The sequence below is a fragment of the Cellvibrio sp. genome (assembly GCF_039207905.1).
In the GTDB taxonomy this organism is placed as follows: Bacteria; Pseudomonadota; Gammaproteobacteria; order Pseudomonadales; family Cellvibrionaceae; genus Cellvibrio.
Genome location: NZ_JBCECX010000051.1, coordinates 1 through 25,271, shown reverse-complemented (window position 1 = coordinate 25,271; position 25,271 = coordinate 1). Strand labels below are relative to the sequence as shown.

Below are 25,271 nucleotides of genomic sequence, written 5' to 3'. Positions count from 1 at the left end.
CGCTTAAGCAAGATGAAATCTTGCGTGCAACCATACAAAAACAACTACTTAAGGTAGGCATAGTCGTAAAAAATATTAAACAATGTGTACGTTTTGATAGTGAGCAAGCTTGTGAGCGTCAGCACGCTGGGCAATGGTCAGATCGTTTGGCGTTAAATATCCCAAAGTACAAGCCTTGGGAAAGCGCGTCCATTAAGTAATGATAAAAAGCTGCTGAAGGAGCTCCAGGCAATCATGAAGGACGGAAAGACTTCATATTAAACTGGTTCGCGGGAGTGAAGAAAATCTTTAACGAGTCACTTAAAAGGCCGATCAAAAGATCGGTCTTTTTCATTCGTGCGCAGACTTTTATAAATATCACAAGACTGTTTCTTCCCTGTTTCAAGTGCGACAATCTTTTAAGGACTAATGAGCGAGGTGCTGGCGATGAAGAGTTGGTTTTTTTTAGGCATTGCAATTTTTTCTGAGGTGATTGCAACCTCGGCGTTGAAAGCGAGCGAGGGTTTTTCTAAAACCACACCATCTATTGTGGTGTTGGTTGGTTATGGATTGGCGTTCTACTTTTTGTCGCTTACCTTAAAAACAATTCCGGTCGGAGTTGCCTACGCTTTGTGGTCGGGCGTGGGAATTGTTGGGGTTAGTATTATTGGTTTTCTGGTGTTCAAGCAAAAACTGGACTTTCCGGCGCTATTGGGAATGGGATTTATCCTGACTGGTGTTTTGATTATGAATGTATTTTCCAAATCGGTTGCGCATTAAGCTTTGCGTGCAGCCAACATACGGAGTGGCAGATAAATACTATGGCGATTAAACGGAAAGGCTTGAAAGTATTTCTTCTGATTTTTGCCGTCGTTTTATTTTTGCCTGAATTTCCAGTCATTCCCGTGAAAGGTGCATCAGCCAAAGATTGGAGCGCACAATCATTTTGGTTTGAGCCTTGGGGTAAATCCGGTGTGCATAAAGGCATTGATATCTTTGGCAAGATGGATGCGCCAATAATATCGACGACTTATGGCATGGTCATTTTTGCAGGCGAGCTACCGCGCGGTGGAAAAGTAGTTGCGGTGTTGGGGCCAAAATGGCGAATCCATTATTACGCCCATTTGAATTCAGATTCTGTTTTTATCGGTGAGCCAGTATGGAGTGGCAAACCGATTGCCGCCTTGGGCGATACCGGCAATGCTAAAGGTAAGCCTGCACATCTGCATTACTCGATTGTAACTCTCGTTCCGTACCTCTGGCGTATAGATAGTTCGACGCAAGGTTGGAAGAAAATGTTTTATCTCGATCCCGCCGCAGAATTGTTACATTAAGTTGCAATTAAATGTGCTCAGTAAAATGCGCGGCAGATTAAATTTGCAACACGTCTCAAAATTTTGCTTTGTCGCTGTAGTCCTCATGCATTAGTCGGTATATAGTTTTTCTCCAACTCATTAACACGCAGGAGCATTTATGAGCGACAACAATGTTTACAGTACCCCACAGTCCCAATTAGTTGATCAAGTTGCTGTAGGTGATGCACCGCTCGCATCCCGTTGGGCGCGCTTGGGGGCATCAATTATCGACTCTATTATTATGATGGTTATTCTTTTGCCGGTAATGTATCTCACAGGCGGGTTTGACGGCGTGATGGAGGGTGTCCAGCCAGGTTTTGTTTATACCCTGGGGATGGGCGTGCTCGGTCTTGTGGTGTTCTTTGTGATTAATTATCGGTTTTTGATCGCAACTGGCCAAACCGTTGGCAAGAAAGTATTGGAAATAAAAATCGTTGATTTGAATGGCAATGTCCCGGTGTTTCAGCCGCAGCTGTTGATCCGCTATGCGGTTTACATGTTGCCGGGGCAAATTCCGGTTGTCGGCCAATTATTCAGCCTTGTGAATATCCTGTTTATCTTTGGCAAAGAGAAGCGCTGTGTTCACGACATTCTTGCTAAAACCAAAGTGGTGAAATGCTGATTCGCGGGCAACTTTTTAGCGATCAATGTTTTTTATAAAACAAAGGGCGCGTCTATTATAGATGCGCCTTTTTGTTTTTAAGGATGCTGCTTATTGCGGTTCATTTTGAGACATTCGTTCATGGTTTGTTCATTGATAAACGCTAGTCTTGTGTATTCCCCGTGCCCAGATATTGAATCAATCAAGGAGTTGTTATGTTTAAGCGCACATTGTCTTGTTGGGTAATTCTTTCCGCACTGGTCGGCCAATTTGCATACGCAGATTACAAATTAGACCCACCACTGTTCTCTTCATATCCAAACGCAACACCTCGCGGCGCCCAAATGTATGACTACGAAAAATTTTCGTTACCTACATCGATCGTTGATACAACGAAGAAGCCTGCTGCATTTACCAAGTTGGATGTTATTGGTGATGTGTATTGGAATAACTACGAAATTGAAAATGTATCTTCACTAAAGGTTTACGAAAACTATTTGGCGGCTGCTAAAAAATTGGGTTTTAAAGAAGTGTTTTCCTGTGCATTGGAAGCCTGTGGCGATGAAAAACAATCTGCTGCATTAGGAACTCTGATTGCAGAGCGCGGCAGTGTTTATAACGAATACCGTAAACCCTATTACTGGTTGGGTGAAAAGGCTGGGGCTAAAGGAAAAATCCTCGTTGCCTGGTTTGTTGGGAGTCATGAAGATTTGGTCAGTGTGCAACAGGTGATAGTTGAAGCAGAGCCATTGGAAGCTGGTTTGATAAAAGTAGATGTGGCCTATGCGAGCAAAGCGGCTGTGCCAACTGCAGCTGCTCCTTTATCTGCAGAAGATAAAGCGAAAGACCATTCGATGTTGCCTCGTTATCCCGGTGCAAAACTGCGTACCCACAGCAAGGTCGATACAGAAACGGTAAATATACCATTTGCACCTAATGCCACTGAAAAAGCTCCGCTGCAACTGACTGGAGATTTAGCGAAGCATACTTATGAAATACAAAATGTTTCTACATTAAAAGTGTATGAAAATTATAAAGCTGCATTGCTTAATGCCGGGTTTACATTTGTCTCCCAGTGTGAACTGGAAGCCTGCGGAACAGAGAAGCAGGCAAGCTCGCTAGGTGGAATGATTTCGTCGGACAAGAGCGTTTATAACTGGTATCGCAAACCCTATTACTTGTTGGCAAAAAAATCTTTGCGTAGCGGTAATGTCTATGCTGCCATATTTATTGGTGGCTACGAAGATGAAGTGGGCTTGCAGCAAATTATCTTGCAAGAAAAAGCAGTGCAAACGGGCTTGGTCACCGTCAATGCGGATCAGTTGAAACAGCAAATTGATGCGGAAGGTAAAGCGCTTATTTACGGTATTTATTTTGATACTGGTAAGGCTACGATGAAAGCAGAATCCAAACCAACACTGGATGCAATTGCGGAGCTGCTAAAACGTAATCCGGATTTGCTGCTGTATGTAGTTGGCCATACCGACGACACTGGTGATGGCGCTGCTAATGTCAGCTTATCCAAACAGCGTGCGGATGCTGTAGTCGCAGGCTTAACCAAGGATTACCAGATAGCCGCAAGCCGTTTACAAGCGCAGGGAGTTGGGCCTTATGCGCCTGCATCCAACAATACCAGCGATGCCGGCAAACAAAAAAATCGCCGCGTGGAGTTGGTTAAGCGCTTGAAATAAACAAGCTTGATTCAGGTCGCGCGTTGATATGGTGCAAATCCCCGCTGTGCGGGGATTTTTATTTCTGTAAGGCCGATTCCTTGCCATGTGGCCGGATTTCTGGTCTGATAATCACTGCCAATAATTTCGCATCACACAATAAAGATACTGGCAGCTCTAGCTAACTCTTATTGGTCAATTCAGCGTCTGTTGCTTATTGCACTGGTATGCATTGGTATTGTCTGTGGAGTCAGCCATGAAACCTATGTATGAAAAAGTCTTGCCGACCGAAAATTCGTCGTGGCGATATTGGTTATATGCGCTCGATGAAATTCCTTTTAACTGGCACTACCATCCTGAATATGAAATTTGCCTGACGCTCAATAGCTCCGGGCAGCGCTATATTGGCGATAACATTGCCAATTACACCGATCTGGATTTGGTTTTGCTCGGTCCTAAATTACCGCACACCTGGCACTCCAAGGAATTGCTTGCACCGGGGCAACACTTAACCTACGTCGCGCAATTGCCCACCCAATGGATTGATGCGGTAGTGCAAATGCCGGAATTAAAACCGCTGGGTGATTTGCTCCTGAAAAGCAAACGCGGGGTTGAATTTAGTTATGCAACAGCACAGCAATGCAAGAGCCGTTTTGAAGCCATGGCGGATGCAACACCTATGCAGCGTTTGTTATGGCTGTTGGAAATTCTCCAATTGATGTTGGACGACTCCAATGCGCGAATGATTTCCAGTGATGGTTACGCACCGGTAAGTTTTGCGGATTCGGCCACCGAAAAAATTGATCGCGTTATTGCTTATATTCACCAGCATTACACCAGCGATTTATGTGCGGAGCAGATGGCAGGTTTAGCGCACATGAGTACCAATCATTTTCATCGCTTTTTTAAACAGCGTACCGAGCAAACCTTTACCGAATTTGTAAACCAATTGCGTGTTGGAAAAGCTTGCTCATTATTATTGACTACCGACTTTCCGGTTTCGGCAATTAGTTATCGCTGTGGGTTTAATAATATCTCCAATTTCAATCGCCGTTTTTTGCAACTCAAACATTGCACACCGCGCGAATTTAAACGCAGCTATCAACAAAACTAAAAATAAAAAAGGCCGCAGAAGCGGCCAATAAATCGTCTCACGGGAGAGTGATTGGATTTAAATTTTCTCTTCCTGTGTGTTAGTTACACACCTGGAATTCAACAATGCCCGAGCCTGAGCCGAAGCGTTGCATGGTATATTTTTCCAGATCGATCAGGTAGCCATCGCCAGCGAGGTTATTGGTGCAGCAACCGCTGCAATCTGAGTCAGCACAAGCGTCATATACTTTTGCAGTAATGCGTTTAGTTCCTTGACGCAGGTTGATAGTTTTAAGGCCCATCCAGCTCCAATCTTTCAAATGCACGGCAGCGATATTGTTCGCCATTACCCATGATTCAGGTTGTTTGCCAGAGATGCCGTAGAAATATCCGCTCCACAGGCAGCCGTTATAAATTACGCATTCATCACTGCCTGGTGCAGGATAGGATTCGTAGTTAGTCAGGTTGGCGCGATACCAAGCTGCACCGCAATCATTGCCCGCAACAGATGAACTTGATCTGCTGGATGCTACAGAAGATTTGCTGCTCGACTTACTTGATGAAACTGAAGACTTGCTTGAGCTTTTTGATGATGCTGGTGTTGATGACGCAGCGCCATCGCAACTGCCGAGCAATGTCCACTCTTGCCACTGACCAGAATAACTTGCGGGGCTGTGACCTTGTGACCACCAGTTAGCTTTGTAGGCTTTGTTGCTTTGTTTAACCTGGCTGCCGCCGTTGTAAGCGGTGGCGCTATTCCATTCGGCCAAGCCACTGCAGCTAACCGCGTGCACATTCAAACAGATAAAACTGCCGCACAAGGCGACAGTAAAAACAGCGAAACGCTTTAGCAGCGCGAACGGCTTGTTGCTCATTGGATATTTCATACTGACCTCGATAATTTTATTTTTGAAAGGAAATGGCATCCCTGTTAGTTGGTCATCTCTTGGCGGATTCAATTTTTAGCAGTGCTTTATTGCATGCGGCACTTTTTGTAATTGCGTGTTTGGTTGAGCGCAGAATGCGCGAATCCGTCACCCCGAAGGGATTCTGCCAAGGTTGGTCGAGGCGAAAATGTACTTTTGAATGCAAAGCTGGCACTTTTCTATCAGGTGTTGGAAATTGAAAACTTGCGCCCATAAAAAAGCCCCCGCGAGAAATACTCGCGGGGGTGTAAGTTGACGCAGGGCGTCAGTCGTCGGGGAGAAATTGTTATTGCGGGTAATTGGTCACTCGCGGTGTTTGCACCGCAATGCCTGGTGGCGTTGGATCACCGGTGTTGTTGATCACCCGTTGAATGCCGCCATCATTGGTCAGGTTGACCGTCACCATATGTTCAAACTTCACATTGGCCGAGGTGGGTGTTTCTATCGCGCGCGATAAAAACACGTTGGGGCGCAAGAACACCGCATAAATTCCCATGCCGCGCGCATCGTGTTGAGTGACAGTATCGGCAACTTTATAGGATGCCCAACCGTTTACCCCGGCTGCGCTGCGCCATTGGTCTTGCGTTGGTGGATCGTAAGGAATCTCGGACTGGTAGAAATAGGTCTTGCCGTTGTTGCCGTTCCAGAGCACCTGGTATTCCTGATAATGCTCAACGAACAAACCGTAGGCCGATACGTTATTACCATTGACGATCAAGCCATTGGCCGCAGTATTCAGATCCCAGGCAACGCCGTCGCCGTGATCCGCACGCCATAGCCAGGTGTGGTCGATCACCACATCATTGCTGTTGACCAGCAAGCTCACGCCCGCCCGGCCCACGCCATTGCCACCGACACGCACAAAAATATCGTGCAATACCGTCGGGTTAGATACGTGGCTGGCAGTACTGCCATTTTCGCCAACGCGGATCAGCACTGGCGAGTTAGCAACGCCGGCATCGACCATCAAGTGCGATACGGTCACGCCATCAACATCCGCCACTTCCAGCACGCTATTGCCGTTGGTTGGCGTCAGCGTGGCGTAGCCCATGCCCAATACGACAGTATTGGCGCGGTTCACTTTGATGGATTCTGCGAGCGGGTAAATACCGGGTGTCAGCAGCAAGTTTTTACCTTGGTTGAGTGCGGCATTGATGGTGGTGGCTGTATCCACACCGGCGCGGGCGACGTAGAACTGGCTGATCGGCAGTGAACTACCGGCTGACTGACCATTGGCCCATGAAAGCCCTTTACTGTTGGTGCGCAACGAAGGTACGAATACCTCGTAGTTGCTGCCATTCAAATAGAGGAAGGGTTTTTCACGCACTACTGGAGTGGTATCGATAAAGGTGTTGGCCGAGGCTGGCCAAGTGCCGCCGGGCAGGTTATTGGCGATCCCCAGGAAAACCATATTCCACAGGCTGCCGGTCCAGCTGCCCCATTGGCTGTTGCGCGACATCCACTGCTGTTGCGAGCCAGTGCCTATGTCGTAATCCACTTTGGAATCCGCCAGCCAGCCGCCACTCGCCCAGCCACCGTAGTAATGCAGGGTGAGGTTGTTGTTGCGTACGTGCATGCGACGCATAGGTGCCGCTTGGGATACCGACCAAAGCATACCGCCGCCCGGTGGGGTGACCGAGAAGTTCTCTATGCCGCGCCAGAAGTTTTGCGTCGAATTGTTGTTGGGCAATACCGGATAAGACACCACTTGGCCGACGATATGTACATCATCCGGAAGCGCACCCAAGCCAATCACATGGGTAAAGAAGCCGACCGGGATCTCCACATTGTAGGTGCCGGGTTTGAACATAATCGCATCGCGCGGCGTGCCGAATTGGTTGTCGCGTTGGCGCTCATAGATCTCGTTGATCTTCGCTTGTATCTGCGCTTGCGGCATAGCTGGATCGAAAATCGTTGTGTTAACGCCGAAGTTAATCGCCGCGCTGTCACTCTCGGTCGATACCGGGAAAGCGGCGCTCGCCGGTGAAGCGCCGACGCGGTTAATCGCCACTACAGTAAACGAGTAAGCCGTGTTGGGCGTCAGGCCGGTGATGACCACATTGGTCGCTGTGGGCGAAGCCACAAGGGTGCCGTTTTGGTAAACGCGATAGCCGGTCGCATTGCAGGGCGGAACCGAAGTGAAGGGCGCAGTCCATGAAAGCGTCAGGCCAGTGGTGGTAACACCGGTTGCCGCCAAGCCGGTCGGCGCATTCAGCACACCCGTGCATTGGTCAGTTGAAGAGGCTGACGATGATGAACGCGATGAAGGTGCTAGCGACGAGGAAGAAATTAACGGCAGCGATGAAGAACTCACAGGCGCTGTAGATGAACTCGAAGGTGCTGTTGATGAGGTCGTCGCTACCGATGATGATCTGCTCGAAGGCGCCACTGAACTTGATGGTGCCAATGAACTCGATGGCGCGATTGAGGATGGTGTTGATGACGAACCAGTCCCGCCACTGCGGCTGCCGTAGACTTCAAACTCCCACAGCGAATAACCATAGCCGGTAGCGCGTGCGACACCGTTCATGCGCACATAGCGGCCGCTGCCGTTGGCGGTGATGTCATCCACTCCGCCGTCACCAGTGGTGGTGGAGAAAATGGTGGTCCAGCTGGTGGCGTTATCGGACACCTGAATCTGATAAGACTTGCCGTAGGCAGCCTCCCAGTTCAATACGACTCTGCTGATGTTGGCACTTGAGCCAAGGTCGACATAAAGCCACTGCGCATCGGTAAACGAACTGCCCCAGCGGGTATTGGCGATGCCATCCACCGCACTTGCCGCGGTAAATCCACCTTCTTGAGTGGAAGCTACCACTGGCGCATTTCGGGATAACAAAGTCGCCTGGCTCGCAAACGAACCAAATACCTGGAACTCCCACAGCGAATAGCCGTAGCCATTGGCGCGAGCAGTGCCGTACATGCGCACATAGCGGCCGGAACCATTGACGGTGATGTCATCGACTCCGCCGTCGCTATTGGCGGTTGAGTAAAGCGTGGTCCAGCTGGTGCCGTTGCTGGAGACCTGTATCTGGTAAGCCTTGCCGTAAGCCGCTTCCCAGTTCAGCTGGACGCGATTGATAGTCGCTACCGCGCCCAGATCGACCAGAATCCATTGTGGGTCACTAAAGCTGCTACCCCAGCGGGTGCCGACGTTGCCATCGACCGCCATGGCAGGGCTAAGCCCGCCTTCCTGGCTGGAGGCAGTAACCGTTTTGCCTTGCGATAACAAGGTTTGCGCCTGCACCGGTTGGGCAAGGGCAAGGTGGGATAACAAGATGATGGCTATTAGCGCCGCACACGCGCCCAGCCGCAACATATGTCGCTCTGACATGGTGAATACTCCTGGCATTATTGTTATGTAAAGGAAATTGTGTGGTCACCACTAACTGCTGTGCTGGCGCACATGGCAATGACGTCGGGGAATTCTAGAGTCGCAACAGAAAATGTCGTCCGGCCAATTACATCGAACGCAATTTGCGATGTTCGGTTAATGCGCAACAGGACTACGGGTTAAAAATCATTGCCAATCAAGTGATTAAGCGTGTCGCGCTCGATTGAACGCAAAGAGCTACACGATTTTTTGTCGCCCTAAACCCAGATAAACCGGATCTGGTTTTCGCTAAACAAACGCGCGCAGTAAAAAGTGGGAAATGTGTTGGCGCAGGAAAAGAGCATTCAGGTGCTGCAACCCGCAAAGAACAAAACCTAAATCGAGCCTAAACGTTTATGATACTTGGCTGCGTCACTACTATTTTCACTTCATGGAAGATTAATTAATCACAACGGAAACATTTATGGATACCGCGTTAACACTATTGCAACACCGTTTTAACTTGCCTGCATTCCGCCCCGGGCAAGAAGCCGTTATCAATGCGCTTCTGCAAGGCCAATCAGCACTAGCGGTTTTTCCTACCGGCGGCGGTAAAAGCCTCTGCTATCAATTGCCCGCACTCATGTTCGATGGCTTGACTTTGGTGGTGTCGCCATTGATTGCGTTGATGAAAGATCAAGTCGATGCGCTGCAAGCTTTGGGTATTGCCGCTGCGAGGCTGGATTCGTCGCTTGGTAAAGACGAGACAGCGGCAATTTACGATGCACTGCACAATCGCAGTTTAAAATTATTGTATGTATCGCCCGAGCGCTTGAAGAATGAGCGCTTTGTGCAGCGATTGGGTCAATTAAAAATCAGTTTGCTGGCGATTGACGAGGCGCACTGTATTTCCGAGTGGGGGCATAATTTCCGGCCGGATTATTTACTGCTTGCCGATCTCGCAAAAAAATTGCGCGTTGAACGAGTGCTCGCATTAACTGCCACTGCAACACCCGGTGTTGCTGCCGATATTTGCCGGCAATTTGCGATCCAGCTGCGGCACCATATACAAACAAGTTTTGCGCGCCCCAATTTGCAATTGCGCGTCACCCCCTGCACTGCGGATACGCGTATGGATGTGCTGCTGGCGCGTTTGCACAAACACCCGCGCGATGCTGCAACTATTGTCTACGTCACCCTGCAAAAAACCGCTGAAGATGTCGCGGCCGCAATTAACGCTGCAGGTTTGCGCGCGGCGCATTATCACGCGGGATTAAAAGACGATGAGCGCGAGCAGGTGCAAAACCAATTTATGAATGGTGAAGTGCCAGTGGTAGTCGCGACTATCGCGTTTGGGATGGGCATTGATAAAAGTAATATCCGCGCGGTTTACCATTTCAATCTCCCGAAATCGATTGAAAACTATGTGCAGGAAATTGGCCGCGCCGGCCGCGATGGTAATCCGTCGCTGTGTGAAATGTTAGCGGTGGGCGATGATATTCGCGTGCTGGAAAATTTTACCTACGGCGATACACCTACCGCAGAAAGTCTGCGTGCATTGGTAGAATATTTATTAGCGTTTGATGATGTGTTTGATATTTCTACCTACGAATTATCCCAGCAGTTTGATCTGCGCCCGCTGGTATTAAATACCGCGCTGACCTATCTGGAATTACAAAACGTCATCAGTGCGCAAAGCCCGTTTTATATCGAATATAAAATCCAGTTTGTGCAGGATAAAAATTTTATCCTCGCGCAATTTGACGAGGCGCGCGCAGAATTTTTGCAGCGACTTTTTTCCGCCGGGCGGATGGGGCGCAAGTGGCTATCGCTGGATATGCTGACCATCGCCATGCAGCTTGGCGAACCCAAAGAACGAATCACCAAAGCGCTGGATTACATGGCGGAAAAAGGCTGGATTGAATTAACTGTAGCTAATCTGCGTTTGGGCTATCTGAATAATAAAACGATCAATTCCGCTGAGCAGTTAACGCAACTCTGCGCGCATTTAAATCAATTGTTTGCCGAACGCGAAGCGCGCGATATCAAACGTATTCACAGCGTGTTGGGCTTTGCCAATAATCCCGCCTGTTTGAGCCAACAGTTGATGCAATATTTTGGTGAGACAGAGGCGCAAGCCTGCGGGATTTGTAATCACTGCCGCAGTAATTTATTCGTACCAATCAACTTGCCTGCTGCTGTGTCGCTCACACCCGCGCAGCAAAATGTTATTGCGAATGTTCAGCGTGAAGAGCATGCGGTATTGCGGCAGCCGCGCCAGTTAGCTCGGTTCCTGTGCGGCTTACCCAGCCCGGCCACCAGCCGTTCGACACTGAAATCCAATCCGGCATTTGGTGCCTTGGCGGAAGTCGCTTTTGCGGTGATATTGGCGGCATCGCATCGCCAATAGGCGTGACAAAACCAGCATAAACAAAAAAGGCTTTGCAGTTACCTGCAAAGCCTTTTTAATGTCGCTAAAGCGAATTATGCTTTTTTGCGACGAGTAGCAACCAGACCAACCAAGCCCAACAACATCAGGATCAGGCCAGAAGATTCCGGAACAGATATCGGAGTGGTTTGGGTGTTGGTGAAAGAGAAGCTCAGGTCGTTGTAACCGTATTGGCCTTCCGGAACACCCCACAGGTCTTCAAAGCTCACCAGGGTAACGCCTGGTTTCCAGTTCTCTTGTACGCGCGCGTGGAACAAGCCATCAGCATTACGGCTAGCAGCACCGGTATACCAGTTGTCGCCGTTGTCGTTTACATGCAGTTGGAATATCAGCTCGGTACCTGCGGCGAAGTTGCCCAAGTCCAAAGTATCACCAACGGCGGTCGCGTGATTGTTGAAGATGAACGACAGGTTCAGCAGCAAATCATTGCTGAAACCAGCTGAGTTACCTTCGTATTTGGCAACAACATTGCCGCCAGAGGCGAAAACAGATAAACCTTCAGTGCCGTTGACTGCAATTGGATGGGCGAAAACAGAGGTGCTCAATACACAAGCTGCTACAACAGAGGCAATTTTAGCCAGTAATTTCATAATACTTATTCCGCATGTTTTTTTAGGGTGATGTCTAGAAGTCAGAGCTTCTATCCAAATGTCTACACATGACAAATAGCAATAATGAGGCCAAATTCTTAAGGCCTTGATTTGGCGCAATAATCAACAATATTGAGGTTTTGCAAGGTGTGCTTTTGTAAGGCTTTTCGACGATTTTACCGCCAAAAAACGGCGGATTTTACAGTTGCCCCAAAGCGATGATATTTTTTTGACGGGCTATTCTTAACCTTTGTGGCAGGGTAGCGTTGCAATATGTCTGCTTTATTGGTTCGCCGTATTTCTACCACGGAAAAGCAGGTTCTTTTACGCCGTGTAAACGGCAGCGGATGGCCTTGGTTTGCGACAATTTTGTCCGCCGTTACGGCGCCCTCGTCAACATAAGTGAAAATGTAATTTGAAGTGTAAATAACTGTTTGAAGTATCGCGCCCTAAAGCGACATGGCATAAAGTCTTGCGCCTGAAATAATAAATCTTATATTTATAGGTTTTGGCCTTGTTTTACGGGGCTGACCTAACAATTACAACGACACGGACTACAGCGTCCCGCAACGCCCGGAGAACTACGATGAAAACCCTCAAAGGTCCCGCCATCTTTTTGGCCCAATTTTTAGGTGATACCGCTCCCTTTAACAGCCTTGATGCCATCGCCGGTTGGGTGGCAGGTTTAGGTTTTAAAGGTGTACAAATCCCCACTTGGGATAAGCGTGTATTCGATCTGGAGCAAGCCGCAAAAAGCACCGAGTATTGCGCGCAATTCCAGGCAACACTGGCCAAACACGGTTTGGTAGTGACTGAATTGTCGACCCATTTGCAAGGCCAGTTGGTTGCAGTTCATCCGGCTTACGACGATATGTTTGACGGCTTTGCGCCGGAATCTGTACGCGGCAATCCTAAAGCGCGTCAGGCTTGGGCGGTTGAGCAATTGTTGTTGGCGGCACAGGCGAGTAAAAATCTTGGCCTGGCTGCGCACGCGACTTTCTCGGGCGCATTGTTGTGGCCGTATTTGTATCCATGGCCGCAGCGTCCTGCCGGTTTGGTGGAAAAAGGTTTTGAAGAATTGGCTAACCGCTGGTTGCCGATTTTGGATGCGTTTGATAAAGCCGGTGTTGATCTCTGCTACGAAATTCATCCGGGCGAAGACCTGCATGACGGCGCAACGTTCGAGCGCTTCTTGAAAGCGGTAGATAATCATCCGCGCGCAAATATTTTGTTCGATCCGTCGCACTTTGTGTTGCAACAACTCGATTACCTCGCGTTCATCGACCGCTATCACGCGCGTATCAAAATGTTCCATGTGAAAGATGCGGAATTTAATCCGAGCGCACAACAAGGTGTGTACGGCGGTTATGAAAGTTGGGTAGATCGCGCAGGTCGTTTCCGTTCACTCGGCGATGGCCAAGTGGATTTCAAACAAATCTTCTCCAAATTCGCCGCCTACAATTATGAAGGTTGGGCGGTGTTGGAATGGGAATGCTGCCTGAAGCATCCGGAAGTGGGCGCAGCAGAAGGTGCACCGTTTATCCAGCAACATATTATTAAAGTGACTGAGCGTGCGTTTGATGACTTCGCAAAAAGCGGCGTTGATGATGCTAAAAATCGCCGGATTTTAGGTTTATAAAAATCCCTCCCCAGCCCTCCCTTTTGCAAAGGGAGGGGGCAGATTGCACCTTGCAATTAAGTAAGGGGTAAGACTCCTCCCCTTTGAAAAAGGGGAGGCTGGGAGGGGATTCCATCAAATAAAAACTTCAGGATTCCAACAATGACAACTCCAAGAATTCGTTATGCCATGGTCGGTGGTGGTCGCGGTGCGTTTATCGGTGCGGTTCATCGTATTGCAGCGCGTCTCGATGACCGCTTTGAATTGGTTGCCGGTGCGCTTTCATCCAATCCGGAAAATGCCAAAGCCTCCGCTGCAGATTTGCATATCGCGGCCGATCGCGCTTACACCTCGTTTGAAGAAATGTTGCGCGCTGAAAAAGCTCGTGCTGATGGTATTCAAGCGGTCGTAATTGTTACGCCTAACCACATGCACTTCCCGGTTGCCAAAGCTTGTTTGGAAGCGGGCATCGATGTGATTTGTGATAAGCCAGTAACACGCACGCTGGAAGAAGCGCTTGAGCTTGAACAAATCGTGAAAAAGAGCGGCTGTTTTTTTGCGCTCACCCACAATTACAGCGCTTATCCGCTGGTGCGTTACGCGCGTGAAATTGTCTCTGAAGGCAAGCTCGGTAAATTGCGTGTAGTGCAAGTGGAATATCCGCAAGAGTGGTTGACCGAGGCTGCTGCCGATGACAACAAACAAGCTTCATGGCGCACTGACCCAGCGCGCTCTGGTGCGGCTGGTTGTTTGGGTGATATCGGCACTCACGCGTTCCAACTCGCACGTTTTATTACACAACAAAAAGTGACTGCGGTGAGCGCAGACCTTGCCAGCTTTGTTGATGGTCGCCCGGTCGATGACAACGTGCACGCATTGTTGCGTTTTGATGGCGGTGCTAAAGGTATGTTGTGGAGCAGCCAGGTTGCACCGGGTTGTGAAAATGGTTTGCGCATCCGTATTTATGGTGAGAAAGCCGGCATCGAGTGGGCACAAGAAAATCCAAACGAATTGTGGTTCTGCGAGTTGAACAAACCGCGTCAACGCGTCACCCGTCGCGGTGATATTGGTAGCGATATTGCCGCGCGCGGCATGCGCACACCCGGTGGACATCCAGAAGGCTATCTCGAAGCTTTCGCCAACGTGTATAAAGATATCGCTGATATTCTTGTCGCGCGCCAAGCGGGCGAGTCACACTTCCTGCAGCACTGGGTTCCGGATATTGATACCGGTGTTGAAGGTATGCGCTTTATCAACGCCGTGCTAACCTCAAGCCAGCAAGATGGTGTTTGGACACCGCTGGTTTAATGTATTTTCACCGACGCGGCGTTCGGCTTCGCCGCGTTTTCATTACAAGCGATTAACAATAACAAAAGGTACAAACAAGAATGACTACTACAACGGTATCCACGATTAATCCGCAACGCTTATTTGTTGCTTGTTGTATCGCGCTGATTGTGACCTCAATGACCTTCGCGATTCGCGCAGGTATTTTGACTGAGCTCAGCGTTAGTTTTAATTTCAACAACACCGAACTCGGCTGGATTAACGGCATGGCGTTTTTGGGTTTCCCCATCGCAATGCTGTTTGGTGGTTTTATTTATAACTACATTGGTGCGCGCACGCTGTTATATCTGGCATTCGCCTGCCATGTGCTGGGCTTGCTCTTAACCATTAGCGCTACCGGATTCTGGACCCTGTTGCTCTCCAGTTTCTTCATCGGTTTTGCAAATGGTTCTGTTGAAGCAGCCTGTAACCCATTGATCGCCGATATTTATCACACCCGCAAAACGGCGATGCTGAATAAATTCCACGTGTGGTTCCCTGGAGGCATAGTAATTGGTTCTTTGGTGTCGGCATTGATGACCAAGCTGGGTCTCGGCTGGCAATTGCAGATCGCAGTGATGCTTATCCCGACGGCAATTTACGGCTGGATGATTTTGGGCCAGAAATTCCCGGAAGCAGCCAACTCGGAAACCTCAACCTCTACCAATATTAAAGCGCTGTTCACGCCCTTGTTTATCTTCATGTTCGTGTGCATGACCATGACTTCGATTTCAGAGTTTGGTGCGCAGCAATGGGTAGGTCGTATTTTCGAATCCTCTGATGTTCACCCGATGATGATTCTGGCATTGACCGCAGGTTTGATGGCTCTAGGGCGCTTCTTTGCTGGCCCATTGGTACACGCATTCAACCCGGCGGGTGTGTTGGTGATGTCGGCAGTGGTAACCACTATTGGTTTGCTGTTGTTGAGCCAGGCATCTGGCTACATGATCTATGTATCGGCAGCGGTATTCGCTTTGGGCGTTACTTATTTCTGGCCAACCATGATCGGCTTTACCAGCGAATATATGCCTAAAACCGGCGCGCTGGGTATGTCGTTGATCGGCGGTGCAGGCATGTTCTCGGTGAGTATGTGGAACCCGGTGATTGGTGGCTGGTTGGATCAAGCCAAGAAAGATGCAATCGAGAGTGGCGTAACTGGCGATGCGATTGAGCTGGTTGCAGGTCAGGCGACTTTGCAAAACTTGGCGATGATCCCCGGTGTATTGATCGTTGCGTTCGGTGTGCTGTTTGTCCTGCGCAAGCGTTTTGCCCACAAATAAGTGAGCATTTCCGTTATTCCAAAAAAGGCGCCAAAGGGCGCCTTTTTTGTGGGTTGCATTTGATGCCAATCACATAATTGCTGTAATACTTTGTAATAAGTTGATGTATTCGGTGACAAATATAGGGAGTGCGTCACATTTGCCAATGGACGCATTGGGGTTTTTCAAAATCCGGGTGTATAAAGAACTCGCATGACCATGATATGAGTGAGTGGTTTAGTGAGCTCAAAAGGACTTGAGTTTCCACCGCCCCCGCAACAACGCCGCTCCACCCTTCTGTTTTGAACTTTCTTACTTTCCCGCATTCGTTTTCTAATCGTTAAACAAATGTTTGGCGTGATAGCGCAAATGATCTTCGATAAAACTCGCGATGAAAAAATAGCTGTGGTCATAACCTGCATGGCTGCGATAAATCAGTGGGTGGTCGACCTCCGCGCACACAGCTTGCAGTTGCTCGGGCTTGAGTTGCTCGGTTTTGAAATTATCTGCGTCACCTTGATCGACAAATAATTCCTGCCGCGATTGGCGCGTTGAAACCAGTTTGCAGGCATCGTATTGCGCCCATGTGCCGCGTTGAGTGCCCAGATAACCCGTCAAGGCTTTCTCACCCCAAGGGCAATTGCTTGGATTGGTGATCGGGGCAAACGCCGATACCGAGGCATAGCGATCCGGTTGGCGCAGCGCTAATACCAGTGCGCCGTGTCCGCCCATGGAGTGGCCACTGATTGCTTCGCGGCCATTGAACGGCAGGTTTGCCATTACCAGCTCAGGTAACTCGTTGGTGATGTAGTCGTACATCTGGTAATTGGTTTTCCAAGGTTCCTGAGTTGCATTAACGTAGAAGCCGGCGCCCGAGCCAAAATCGTAGCTGTCGTGTTCGCCCGGCAAATCCAGCCCGCGCGGACTGGTATCGGGGCAGATAATCGCGATCCCCAATTCAGCAGCGACCCTGTGGGCGCCTGCTTTCTGCATAAAGTTTTCATCCGTACAGGTCAGGCCCGATAACCACCAGAGCACCGGCACTTTTTGCGTGTCCGCTTGCGGCGGCAAATAAACGGCAAAAATCATGTCGCACTTCAAGCTGCTGGACGAATGCTTGTAGCGTTTCAGCCAGCCACCAAAACTTTTGTTGGCACTAATTTCTGTCAGCGTTTCTGTCGATGCAATACTCATGATTATTCCGTTCGATGCTGGTGGTTATGCGGACGATTGTTTTACTGATTAGTAGTGCAAAACCGTGCGGATACTTTTGCCTTCATGCAGCAAATCAAAAGCTTCATTGATTTTGCTGAATGGCATATCGTGGGTAATAAACTCGTCGATTTTGATCTCACCATTCATGTAGCGCTCTACATAGCTGGGCAGCTGGCTGCGGCCTTTTACTCCGCCAAATGCCGAGCCTTTCCATACGCGACCGGTCACTAACTGGAATGGGCGGGTAGAGATTTCCTGGCCGGCGCCGGCGACGCCGATGATGATCGATTCGCCCCAACCTTTGTGGCAGCACTCCAGCGCCGAGCGCATCACGTTCACGTTACCGATGCATTCAAATGAGTAATCCACGCCGCCATCGGTCATATCCACAATCACTTGCTGGATAGGCGCGCCGTGGTCTTTCGGATTAACAAAATCGGTCGCGCCGAATTGGCGGGCAAGTTCAAATTTATCCGGGTTTACATCGATGGCGATGATGCGGCTGGCGTTCATCATCTGCGCGCCCTGAATTACTGCAAGACCGATGGCGCCCAAACCAAACACTGCCACGGTCGATCCGGCAGTCACTTTGGCGGTATTGATCACGGCGCCTATACCAGTGGTAACGCCGCAGCCGAGCAGGCAGATTTTATCCAGCGGTGCTTCTTTGGATACTTTTGCCAGTGATACTTCCGGCAGGACGGTGTACTCAGAGAAAGTCGAGGTGCCCATATAGTGGAACAGTTGTTTGCCTTCGAACGAGAAGCGGGTAGTGCCATCCGGCATCAAGCCTTTGCCTTGGGTCGCGCGCACGGCACCGCACAGGTTGGTTTTGCCAGATAAGCAGAACTTACACTTGCCGCATTCGGCGGTGTAGAGCGGAATTACGTGGTCGCCTACTTTCAAGCTGGTCACGCCTTCGCCGACTTCTTCCACAATGCCCGCGCCTTCGTGGCCGAGTACTGCCGGGAATACGCCTTCCGGATCAGCGCCGGACAAAGTGTAGGCATCGGTATGGCAAACGCTGGTCGCGACTATGCGCACCAATACTTCGCCGGCCTTTGGGCCCTGTACATCAATATCAACTAATTCCAACGGTTTACCGGCGGCGAGGGCGATAGCGGCGCGTGATTTCATGAAGGCTCCTGAGTGTAATGAGGATATGGGGGCAGTCGCGTCAGTTACTAACGGATGCGATTTTATTGGGTGCAAAGTGTAGACTAGTGCTTGGCTGGCAATAAGCTGGCTAAAAATCACTTAATTATTGCACTGGAGCAACAATGCAACATTGGGAGCGGGTAGAGGCGTTCATCGCCGTGGTGCGTTTTGGCAGTTTTGCGGCCGCTGCGCGCGAGCTGAAAGTATCCAATTCCCATGTAAGTCGATTAGTGAGTCAGCTGGAGCTGCAGCTGGGTACACAATTGTTGTATCGCACCACGCGCCAGATCCGTCTGACCGACGCCGGGCAGCTCTACTACGACAGCTGCCGCCATTTGTTTGATGGCCTGCGTGAGGCGGAATCCCTGCTGCAACATCATCAAGGCCAGCCGACGGGCCTGCTCAAAATCACCGCCGCAACCACCTTTGGTGACCGCTATATCGCCCCCTTGGTAAACGATTTCCAACTGCTTTATCCCCAGCTCAAAGTGAATATGTATTTTAGCAACCGGCAGGTAGAGCTGATTGAAGAGGGGTTTGATCTGGGAATCCGGATGGGGGTGATGCGCGAATCGACGCTGATCGCCAAGCGCTTGTGCGACCGTAAAGAATTTATCGTGGGATCGCCCGACTACTTATCGCGCGTATCTGCCCCGCAAACCCTCACCGATCTGGAGCGGCACAATTGTCTGATAGGCACGCGCGGTTATTGGCTGCTGCAAGAACAAGGGCAGCGCAAGGATTTGGTCGTACATGGTAACTGGCAGGCTAACTCCGGCCCCGCATTGGTTGATGCTGCGCTCAAAGGTTTGGGCTTGGCGCAGTTGCCGGATTATTACGTGGACGAATATTTGGCTAATGGCCGATTGGTCGCAGTGCTTGATGAATATCGCTTTACTGATGCAGGAGTCTGGGTAGTTTATCCGCAGCAGCGCCACTTGGCGCCGAAGGTGCGGTTGTTTATCGATTTTCTTGCCGAGCGATTTGCGGGTGGTATGGCGGGATTGGGATGATCGTATCAGCGGGCTTTTTTTGCTGCGCCGCGCAGCATACCGTCGATCAATTCGCGCGCGTCGAACTTGGTGAGTGCTTCATCGGCGCCGACTTGGCGTGCCTGGCTGACGCTGATACTACTGGACAGGGATGTGTGCAGAATAATGTAGGCACCTACCAGACTTTTATCGTCGCGCACGGCAAACGCCAACTCATAACCATCCAGTCCGGGCATCTCGATATCGCTTACTAATAAATCAATTGGCTGCCCGCTTTTAGCGGCGGCGCGCATGATATCCAGTGCTTTCTGGCCGTCGTCTGTCACCTGATAGCGCACGTTGATGGCGTCGAGGGAATCGCTTAATTGTTTTCGGGCGGTGCGCGAATCATCCACCAGCAAGATATTCATCGGGCGCAGTTGCTCGCGCTCCACATCGGTAATGGTTGCCGTGGCTTTGGAGGGGTCGAGCGGGAAAAGGCGCGCCATGATCACTTCCACATCCAGCAGCTGCACCAATTGGTTGTCCACGCGGGTAACGCCGGTGATGTAAATGCTGTTACCCAGAAACTTATCCGGTGCGCTGATATCGCGCCAGTTTGCATCGACAATGCGCTCTATCTGGCGCACCAAAAACCCGACTTTTTGTCGCTGGACATCGGTGATGATAATAAAACTGCTGGCCAGCGCCTCTTTGGGGGTGGCGCCTTTGCCAATGGCGGCGGCCAGATCGACGATGGGCATGGTCTGCCCGCGCACATTCAGCGCACCCAAAATGCCCGGTTGCTGGTTGACCATTGGGGTCACAGGTTGAAAGGGAACCAGCTCCTGGATTTTGAGCGTACCCAAGCCGAACACCTGCTGGTTGTGCAGGCGGAATAAGAGAAGTCCCTGGGAATGATCTGCTTTGGTGGATGGCAAGGTACAACGCTCCCACAGGTAAAACGGATGAAAAGCAGCAGCGTCAGATGGCTGGCGCTGCCGGGATTGATTTAGCGTGCTGCCAATTTGGTATCGGCTAGCGCGCTATTTAGGCGCACATTAATACGCTCGGCGATGGACTTTGCATCCAATCCCTGACTCGCCAATTGTTGTTTCTGGCTGGCATGTTCAACAAATTCATCGTTAAAGCCCAGCTGCAATACCGGCACAAGGAGTGCGCGACTATTGAGGTATTCACACACACCGCTGCCGGCACCACCAGCGGTGGCATTCTCTTCCAAGGTGACCAGCAATTCGTGGCTAGCTGCCATCTGCTCAATCAGTTCTGCATCCAAGGGTTTCACAAAACGCATGTCGCACAGGCTATAGCCGTATTGCTCGGCAACTTGTTGCGCGGCGGGCAGCAAAGTACCAAAACATAACAGGGCGACTTGTTTGCCCTCGCGCTTCAGCAGGCCTTTGCCGATTGGTAAAGCAGTCATGGCTTTTTCAATCGTCACCCCAGTGCCTGTGCCGCGCGGGTAGCGGACTGCCGCAGGGCCTTGATGCTGATAGGCGGTATAGAGCAATTGGCGGCATTCGTTTTCGTCGCTCGGTGCGGCAATAACCATGTTGGGAATACAGCGTAAATAGCTGATATCAAAACTGCCCGCGTGGGTGGGGCCGTCTTCGCCGACAAGGCCAGCGCGGTCGATGGCGAAAGTCACGTCGAGATTTTGCAGGGCGACGTCATGCACCAGTTGGTCGTAGGCGCGCTGCAAAAAGGTGGAGTAAATAGCGACTATCGGCTTTTGCCCTTCACAGGCCATACCGGCGGCCAGCGTTACCGCATGCTGTTCGGCGATGGCAACATCGTAGAAGCGCTCGGGATAATTCTGCGCAAACTCAACCATACCCGAGCCTTCGCACATAGCTGGCGTGATGCCGACCAGTTTTTCGTCGGCGGCAGCCATATCGCACAGCCATTGGCCGAAAACGTCTTGGTATTTGGGTTTCTTCGGTGCATCGACTACGCCAATCGCCGCTTTTTTCGGCTCGATCTTGTTGAGTGCGTGATAGCCCACCGGGTCTTGCTCTGCTGGTTCAAAACCTTTGCCTTTCTGGGTGATGATATGCAGCAGCTTGGGGCCTTTGATCTCGCGCAGGTTGCGCAAGCAGAGCACTAAATCGCCCAGATCGTGGCCGTTGATCGGCCCTACATAGTTGAACCCCATCTCTTCAAACAGGGTTCCAGGCGACATAAAACCTTTGAAATGCTCCTCGGTACGACGTGCAAATTCCCATGCTGGTGGGATTTTGCCCAGCACCTGTTTGCTGCCTTCACGCAGGGAGTTATAAAACTTGCTTGCCCAGATTTTGGACAGATAAGTCGAGAAGCCACCGACATTGGGCGAGATCGACATATTGTTGTCATTGAGCACAACTAGCATGTCGGTAGCGGTATGGGCCGCGTGGTTCAGCGCTTCAAACGCCATACCGGCAGTCATGGCGCCATCGCCGATGATCGCTGCAACTTTGCGGTCATTGCCGGCCATTTTGGCGCCGATTGCCATGCCTTGGGCGGCGCTGATCGAAGTGCTGGAGTGACCAACGCCGAAAGTGTCGTAATCACTTTCATCGCGTTTTGGGAAACCTGACAGGCCATTGCCCTGGCGAATCGAGTTCATGCGCTCGCGGCGCGAGGTCAAGATTTTGTGCGGATAAGTTTGATGGCCTACATCCCACACCAAGCGGTCTTCTGGGGTTTGGTAGACGTAATGCAGCGCGATAGTCAATTCCACCACGCCCAAGCCGGCGCCAAAGTGGCCACCAGTTTGTCCCACGCTGTACAGCAAGAATGCGCGCAGTTCTTCAGCCAGCTGCGGCAATTGCTTCTCACCCAGCTCGCGCAGGTCAGCGGGATTATCGATGCTGTCCAGCAAAGGCGTAGATGGGCGACTGGTGGGGATCTCGTTATACATTCAGAATCATCATTTATAGTTGTGCGGTTAGCCGCTCACGGGGGCATATTGTAGGCGGCTTGCCGGAGTCTTGGCTAGTTCGACCTTTCGACTATGTAGCTGGCTAATTGGCGTAAATGCACGGCGCTGTCGTCAAAAGCTTCTAAAGCGCCAAGTGCCTGACGATGCAGCTCACTGGCTTTGGCTTTGGCTGCGTCCAATCCCAGCAAGGACACATAGGTCGGTTTGTTGCGCGCGATATCGGCGCCTTGCTGCTTGCCAAGGGTATTGGTATCGCTGATCACATCGAGAATATCGTCCTGCACTTGGAAGGCGAGGCCGATAGCCGCTGCGTAATTATCCAATGCCTGTAATTGTTGTCCGTCTGCGCCCGCACAGATTGCACCCATGGCGACACTGGCGCGGATAAGTGCGCCGGTTTTGTGCCGGTGCATGGTTTCCAGTTGCGCGAGGTCAAGTCGATGGTCGACGGCGGCCAGATCTATCGCTTGCCCTAACACCATGCCCTCTACACCAGAGCCCTGCACCAAGGCGCGCACCAGCTCGATCTGTACACGGCTGTCCAGATTGGTGCTGGTCAGTAATTCAAACGCGAGAGTTTGTAATCCATCGCCAGCAAGGATGGCGGTGGCTTCATTGAATGCGATGTGGCAAGTCGGTTTGCCGCGGCGCAAGTCATCATCGTCCATCGCCGGTAGGTCATCGTGTACGAGGCTGTAAGAGTGCAGCGACTCAACTGATGCAGCTATTGGGTCGACTAGCGCAAGGTCGATTCCGGGTTTTACCGCGAGTGCAGCGGCGTAGGCGAGAATCGGGCGCACGCGCTTGCCACCATTAAACAGGCTGTAGCGCATGGCGGCGCGCAGCTGGGTGGGGTCGGTTCCAACGGGAAGGTATTGATCGAGCGCGCTATCGACACGCAGGCGACATTCACTGGCAAATTGGGAAAAATCCTGTGGCATTACTCATCGCCTTCATCTGCGTCAAAAGGTTCGAGGCTCATATTGCCTTGCTGCTCGATCAATTTACTGACTTGCTGTTCAGCAGCGGCCAGTCGGGTTTGGCACTCGCGGGTGAGCGCTATGCCCGCCTCGAAGGCCTGCAGCGATTCTTCAAGCGTCATATCACCCTGTTCCATGCGATTTACCAGGCTTTCGAGGGTGCTGAGCGACTGTTCAAAGTCGACACTTTTTTTCTTGGGCGGCATGGTGTTTTCTCGCTGGGTTACTGGCTTGATTGAGTGTGCGGCGGCGGATTATAAACCTGCTGGATCAAAACTGCAGGCGTTTTGACTGGCATGCGTGTGAGATATTTCCTACAAAACATACAGAAAATCGCCACTATTGCCTGACGTCTGATTCATCAATAATGGCAACCATTGGAGATTGTCGCAGGAAGCGACTTTAGCAAGGAGTAAAATGGAATCAGGCACGTTTACCGCCAAGGTCTGGCCAGTCATCCTGTAAAAACCCCGGTTGCCCCCTCCCGCAACCGGGGTTTTTCGCTTTAAATCCCTGTGTTTTGTGGTTCTTGTCGCATATTTCGTTAAATCTGCAACTTCTTCCCTGTTCTACCATCCAAAATGCGCCGAAACTCGCTTTCGCCGGTAAGTTCGCACTCTCACGCCAGTATTTCGCTTTTGTAATATGGATGGAGTAGAATCCCGTAGCTTTGATAATGATAACGCACTAAGCTTTTGATACGACTGACAATTGCCAGCTCATCCCGTCGTAGATCCCAGTGTGAAGGACGCAGTCAAACCCATGCATGACAGATTAATATCCCATCGGGCTGCCGTTGAGCAGCGCACTGCCCAGCTGGAACAACAGCTGCGTCGTCTTGTTACGCTCTTAAATCGGGTATCGCTACAGCGTTGGCAGTGGCTGATTATGCTGCTGTTAGTGATTTGGCTGGCGCATAGCGTGGCGCGGTTATTCTGGTTAATTATCCCTAATCCAACCATTCCACCGGCATCGGTGACTTTGGTGTCTACCGGTACAGAGACTGGCACTACCGCAGCGGCGGATGCGGTCAATATCCAGCAGATCAAAACCTTGTCTCCTTTTGGCGACGCTTCGCCCGAGGCTGCGGCGCCGGTAGTTGAGGCTCAGGCATCTACGAATGGGATAGAGTCGAATGCAACGGATACTCAGCTCAATCTTATATTACGTGGCATTTTGGGTAGTAATGAAGAAAAAGCGGGGCGTGCCATTATCGCCTCGGGTGAACGTGCCGATGTGTATGCGGTTGGCGATATTCTACCCGCTGGCAACAATGTGAAATTAGCCAAGGTATTGGAAGGGCGCGTCATCATTAATAACAATGGTTCCTTCGAGTCCTTGTGGCTATTTAAAGAAGATCCTAATGCCCCCAAACTGACTACCTCATTTACCAATCCTCAGGGTGGTAACAATTTCGCTACTCCCGGTGGTTATGAAGCGCCTCCTTTCCAGCAACAACCTCCGCTTTATGTCGATAAAAGCCAGGTGGTTGATTCCCCGCGTGCCGCTGCTGACCCTGCTATGGCAGCTGCGAGCAAAACCCTCGCTGATGTAGTCGCGATGAGTATTTATCGCGAAGGCGGGCAGGTAGTGGGTTACAAAATTCGTCCTGGGCGAAATGCAGAGATGTTTAATTCGCTCGGTTTACAGACTGACGATATAGTCACGGCAGTTAACGGTGTGCCGCTCAGCAGCCCCGGTAAGATTATGGAAATATACAAAAGTATGGGTAGTGCCACATCGGCGAATCTGGAGATCAGACGCGGTGGTAGTACAGTTAACCTAGACGTAATGCTCAAGTGAGGTGTTCGTGATCCGGTTTTAT

At 50.6% G+C, this 25,271-nt stretch carries 20 protein-coding genes and 1 pseudogene; 12 read left to right on the top strand and 9 right to left on the bottom strand.

All coding sequences use genetic code 11. The features are described from left to right. The 6 genes and pseudogenes from AAGC78_RS20335 to AAGC78_RS20310 form a co-directional block, all read left to right on the top strand. Positions 1-200 (top strand): annotated as a pseudogene (locus AAGC78_RS20335) (hypothetical protein); the annotation flags it as partial. A gap of 226 nt (positions 201-426) precedes the next feature. Next, the gene (locus AAGC78_RS20330) at positions 427-759 is read left to right on the top strand and encodes a DMT family transporter (protein WP_435785939.1); all 333 of its coding nucleotides are present in this window, start codon (positions 427-429) and stop codon (positions 757-759) included. 41 nt (positions 760-800) lie between these two features. Further along, on the top strand, positions 801-1,313 hold the full coding sequence (locus AAGC78_RS20325; RefSeq protein ID WP_435785938.1) for a M23 family metallopeptidase: 513 nt from the start codon (positions 801-803) through the stop codon (positions 1,311-1,313). Between the two features lie 139 nt (positions 1,314-1,452). Then, positions 1,453-1,956: an RDD family protein gene (locus tag AAGC78_RS20320; protein WP_435785937.1), complete on the top strand. Its 504-nt coding sequence runs from the start codon at positions 1,453-1,455 to the stop codon at positions 1,954-1,956. A gap of 194 nt (positions 1,957-2,150) precedes the next feature. Continuing rightward, entirely contained in the window at positions 2,151-3,626 is a 1,476-nt protein-coding gene (locus AAGC78_RS20315) for an OmpA family protein (RefSeq protein ID WP_435785936.1), read from the top strand. Positions 3,627-3,861: 235 nt separating this feature from the next. After that, positions 3,862-4,719 (top strand): helix-turn-helix domain-containing protein, encoded by an 858-nt coding sequence (locus AAGC78_RS20310; protein ID WP_435785935.1) that lies wholly within the window; start codon positions 3,862-3,864, stop codon positions 4,717-4,719. A gap of 79 nt (positions 4,720-4,798) precedes the next feature. Here AAGC78_RS20310 and AAGC78_RS20305 read toward each other — a convergent pair whose 3' ends face one another. Then, positions 4,799-5,584 carry a hypothetical protein gene (locus tag AAGC78_RS20305; RefSeq protein WP_435785934.1) on the bottom strand — a complete coding sequence of 262 codons (786 nt, stop codon included), beginning with the start codon at positions 5,582-5,584 and terminating at the stop codon, positions 4,799-4,801. Between the two features lie 325 nt (positions 5,585-5,909). Then, entirely contained in the window at positions 5,910-8,957 is a 3,048-nt protein-coding gene (locus tag AAGC78_RS20300; protein ID WP_435785933.1) for a discoidin domain-containing protein, read from the bottom strand. A 463-nt stretch (positions 8,958-9,420) separates the two neighbouring features. On the opposite strand from AAGC78_RS20300, the gene AAGC78_RS20295 reads away from it, so the two are divergent. Then, entirely contained in the window at positions 9,421-11,346 is a 1,926-nt protein-coding gene (locus tag AAGC78_RS20295; RefSeq protein ID WP_435785932.1) for a RecQ family ATP-dependent DNA helicase, read from the top strand. A gap of 74 nt (positions 11,347-11,420) precedes the next feature. Here the strand turns inward: AAGC78_RS20295 and AAGC78_RS20290 are convergent, their stop codons facing one another. Further along, complete coding sequence (locus tag AAGC78_RS20290; protein ID WP_435785931.1) at positions 11,421-11,975, bottom strand: PEP-CTERM sorting domain-containing protein; 555 nt, start codon at positions 11,973-11,975, stop codon at positions 11,421-11,423. 586 nt (positions 11,976-12,561) lie between these two features. Between AAGC78_RS20290 and AAGC78_RS20285 the strand changes: the two genes are divergently transcribed. The 3 genes from AAGC78_RS20285 to AAGC78_RS20275 all read left to right on the top strand — a co-directional run bounded on the left by AAGC78_RS20285 (position 12,562) and on the right by AAGC78_RS20275 (position 16,199). Further along, positions 12,562-13,614: a sugar phosphate isomerase/epimerase family protein gene (locus tag AAGC78_RS20285; protein WP_435785930.1), complete on the top strand. Its 1,053-nt coding sequence runs from the start codon at positions 12,562-12,564 to the stop codon at positions 13,612-13,614. Between the two features lie 141 nt (positions 13,615-13,755). Then, positions 13,756-14,901: a Gfo/Idh/MocA family protein gene (locus tag AAGC78_RS20280; protein WP_435785929.1), complete on the top strand. Its 1,146-nt coding sequence runs from the start codon at positions 13,756-13,758 to the stop codon at positions 14,899-14,901. An 80-nt stretch (positions 14,902-14,981) separates the two neighbouring features. Beyond that, positions 14,982-16,199 (top strand): MFS transporter, encoded by a 1,218-nt coding sequence (locus tag AAGC78_RS20275; RefSeq protein WP_435785928.1) that lies wholly within the window; start codon positions 14,982-14,984, stop codon positions 16,197-16,199. Positions 16,200-16,511: 312 nt separating this feature from the next. Here the strand turns inward: AAGC78_RS20275 and fghA are convergent, their stop codons facing one another. Both fghA and AAGC78_RS20265 read right to left on the bottom strand, forming a co-directional pair. Continuing rightward, complete coding sequence (fghA, locus tag AAGC78_RS20270; protein ID WP_435785927.1) at positions 16,512-17,372, bottom strand: S-formylglutathione hydrolase; 861 nt, start codon at positions 17,370-17,372, stop codon at positions 16,512-16,514. A gap of 48 nt (positions 17,373-17,420) precedes the next feature. Next, positions 17,421-18,530 (bottom strand): S-(hydroxymethyl)glutathione dehydrogenase/class III alcohol dehydrogenase, encoded by a 1,110-nt coding sequence (locus tag AAGC78_RS20265; RefSeq protein WP_435785926.1) that lies wholly within the window; start codon positions 18,528-18,530, stop codon positions 17,421-17,423. A gap of 143 nt (positions 18,531-18,673) precedes the next feature. Between AAGC78_RS20265 and AAGC78_RS20260 the strand changes: the two genes are divergently transcribed. Continuing rightward, positions 18,674-19,564, top strand: coding sequence for a LysR family transcriptional regulator (locus AAGC78_RS20260; RefSeq protein WP_435785925.1), 891 nt, complete (start codon positions 18,674-18,676; stop codon positions 19,562-19,564). A gap of 5 nt (positions 19,565-19,569) precedes the next feature. Here AAGC78_RS20260 and AAGC78_RS20255 read toward each other — a convergent pair whose 3' ends face one another. From AAGC78_RS20255 to AAGC78_RS20240, 4 genes are all read right to left on the bottom strand, one after another. Next, positions 19,570-20,463 carry a chemotaxis protein gene (locus AAGC78_RS20255; protein ID WP_435785924.1) on the bottom strand — a complete coding sequence of 298 codons (894 nt, stop codon included), beginning with the start codon at positions 20,461-20,463 and terminating at the stop codon, positions 19,570-19,572. A 71-nt stretch (positions 20,464-20,534) separates the two neighbouring features. After that, positions 20,535-22,445: a 1-deoxy-D-xylulose-5-phosphate synthase gene (dxs, locus tag AAGC78_RS20250; RefSeq protein WP_435785923.1), complete on the bottom strand. Its 1,911-nt coding sequence runs from the start codon at positions 22,443-22,445 to the stop codon at positions 20,535-20,537. A 74-nt stretch (positions 22,446-22,519) separates the two neighbouring features. After that, complete coding sequence (locus AAGC78_RS20245) at positions 22,520-23,407, bottom strand: polyprenyl synthetase family protein (protein ID WP_435785922.1); 888 nt, start codon at positions 23,405-23,407, stop codon at positions 22,520-22,522. Then, complete coding sequence (locus AAGC78_RS20240) at positions 23,407-23,652, bottom strand: exodeoxyribonuclease VII small subunit (protein ID WP_435785921.1); 246 nt, start codon at positions 23,650-23,652, stop codon at positions 23,407-23,409. Before AAGC78_RS20240 ends, AAGC78_RS20245 begins: the two co-directional genes overlap by 1 nt. 556 nt (positions 23,653-24,208) lie before the next feature. Between AAGC78_RS20240 and gspC the strand changes: the two genes are divergently transcribed. After that, entirely contained in the window at positions 24,209-25,249 is a 1,041-nt protein-coding gene (gene gspC, locus AAGC78_RS20235) for a type II secretion system protein GspC (RefSeq protein WP_435785920.1), read from the top strand. Positions 25,250-25,271 lie beyond the last annotated feature (22 nt).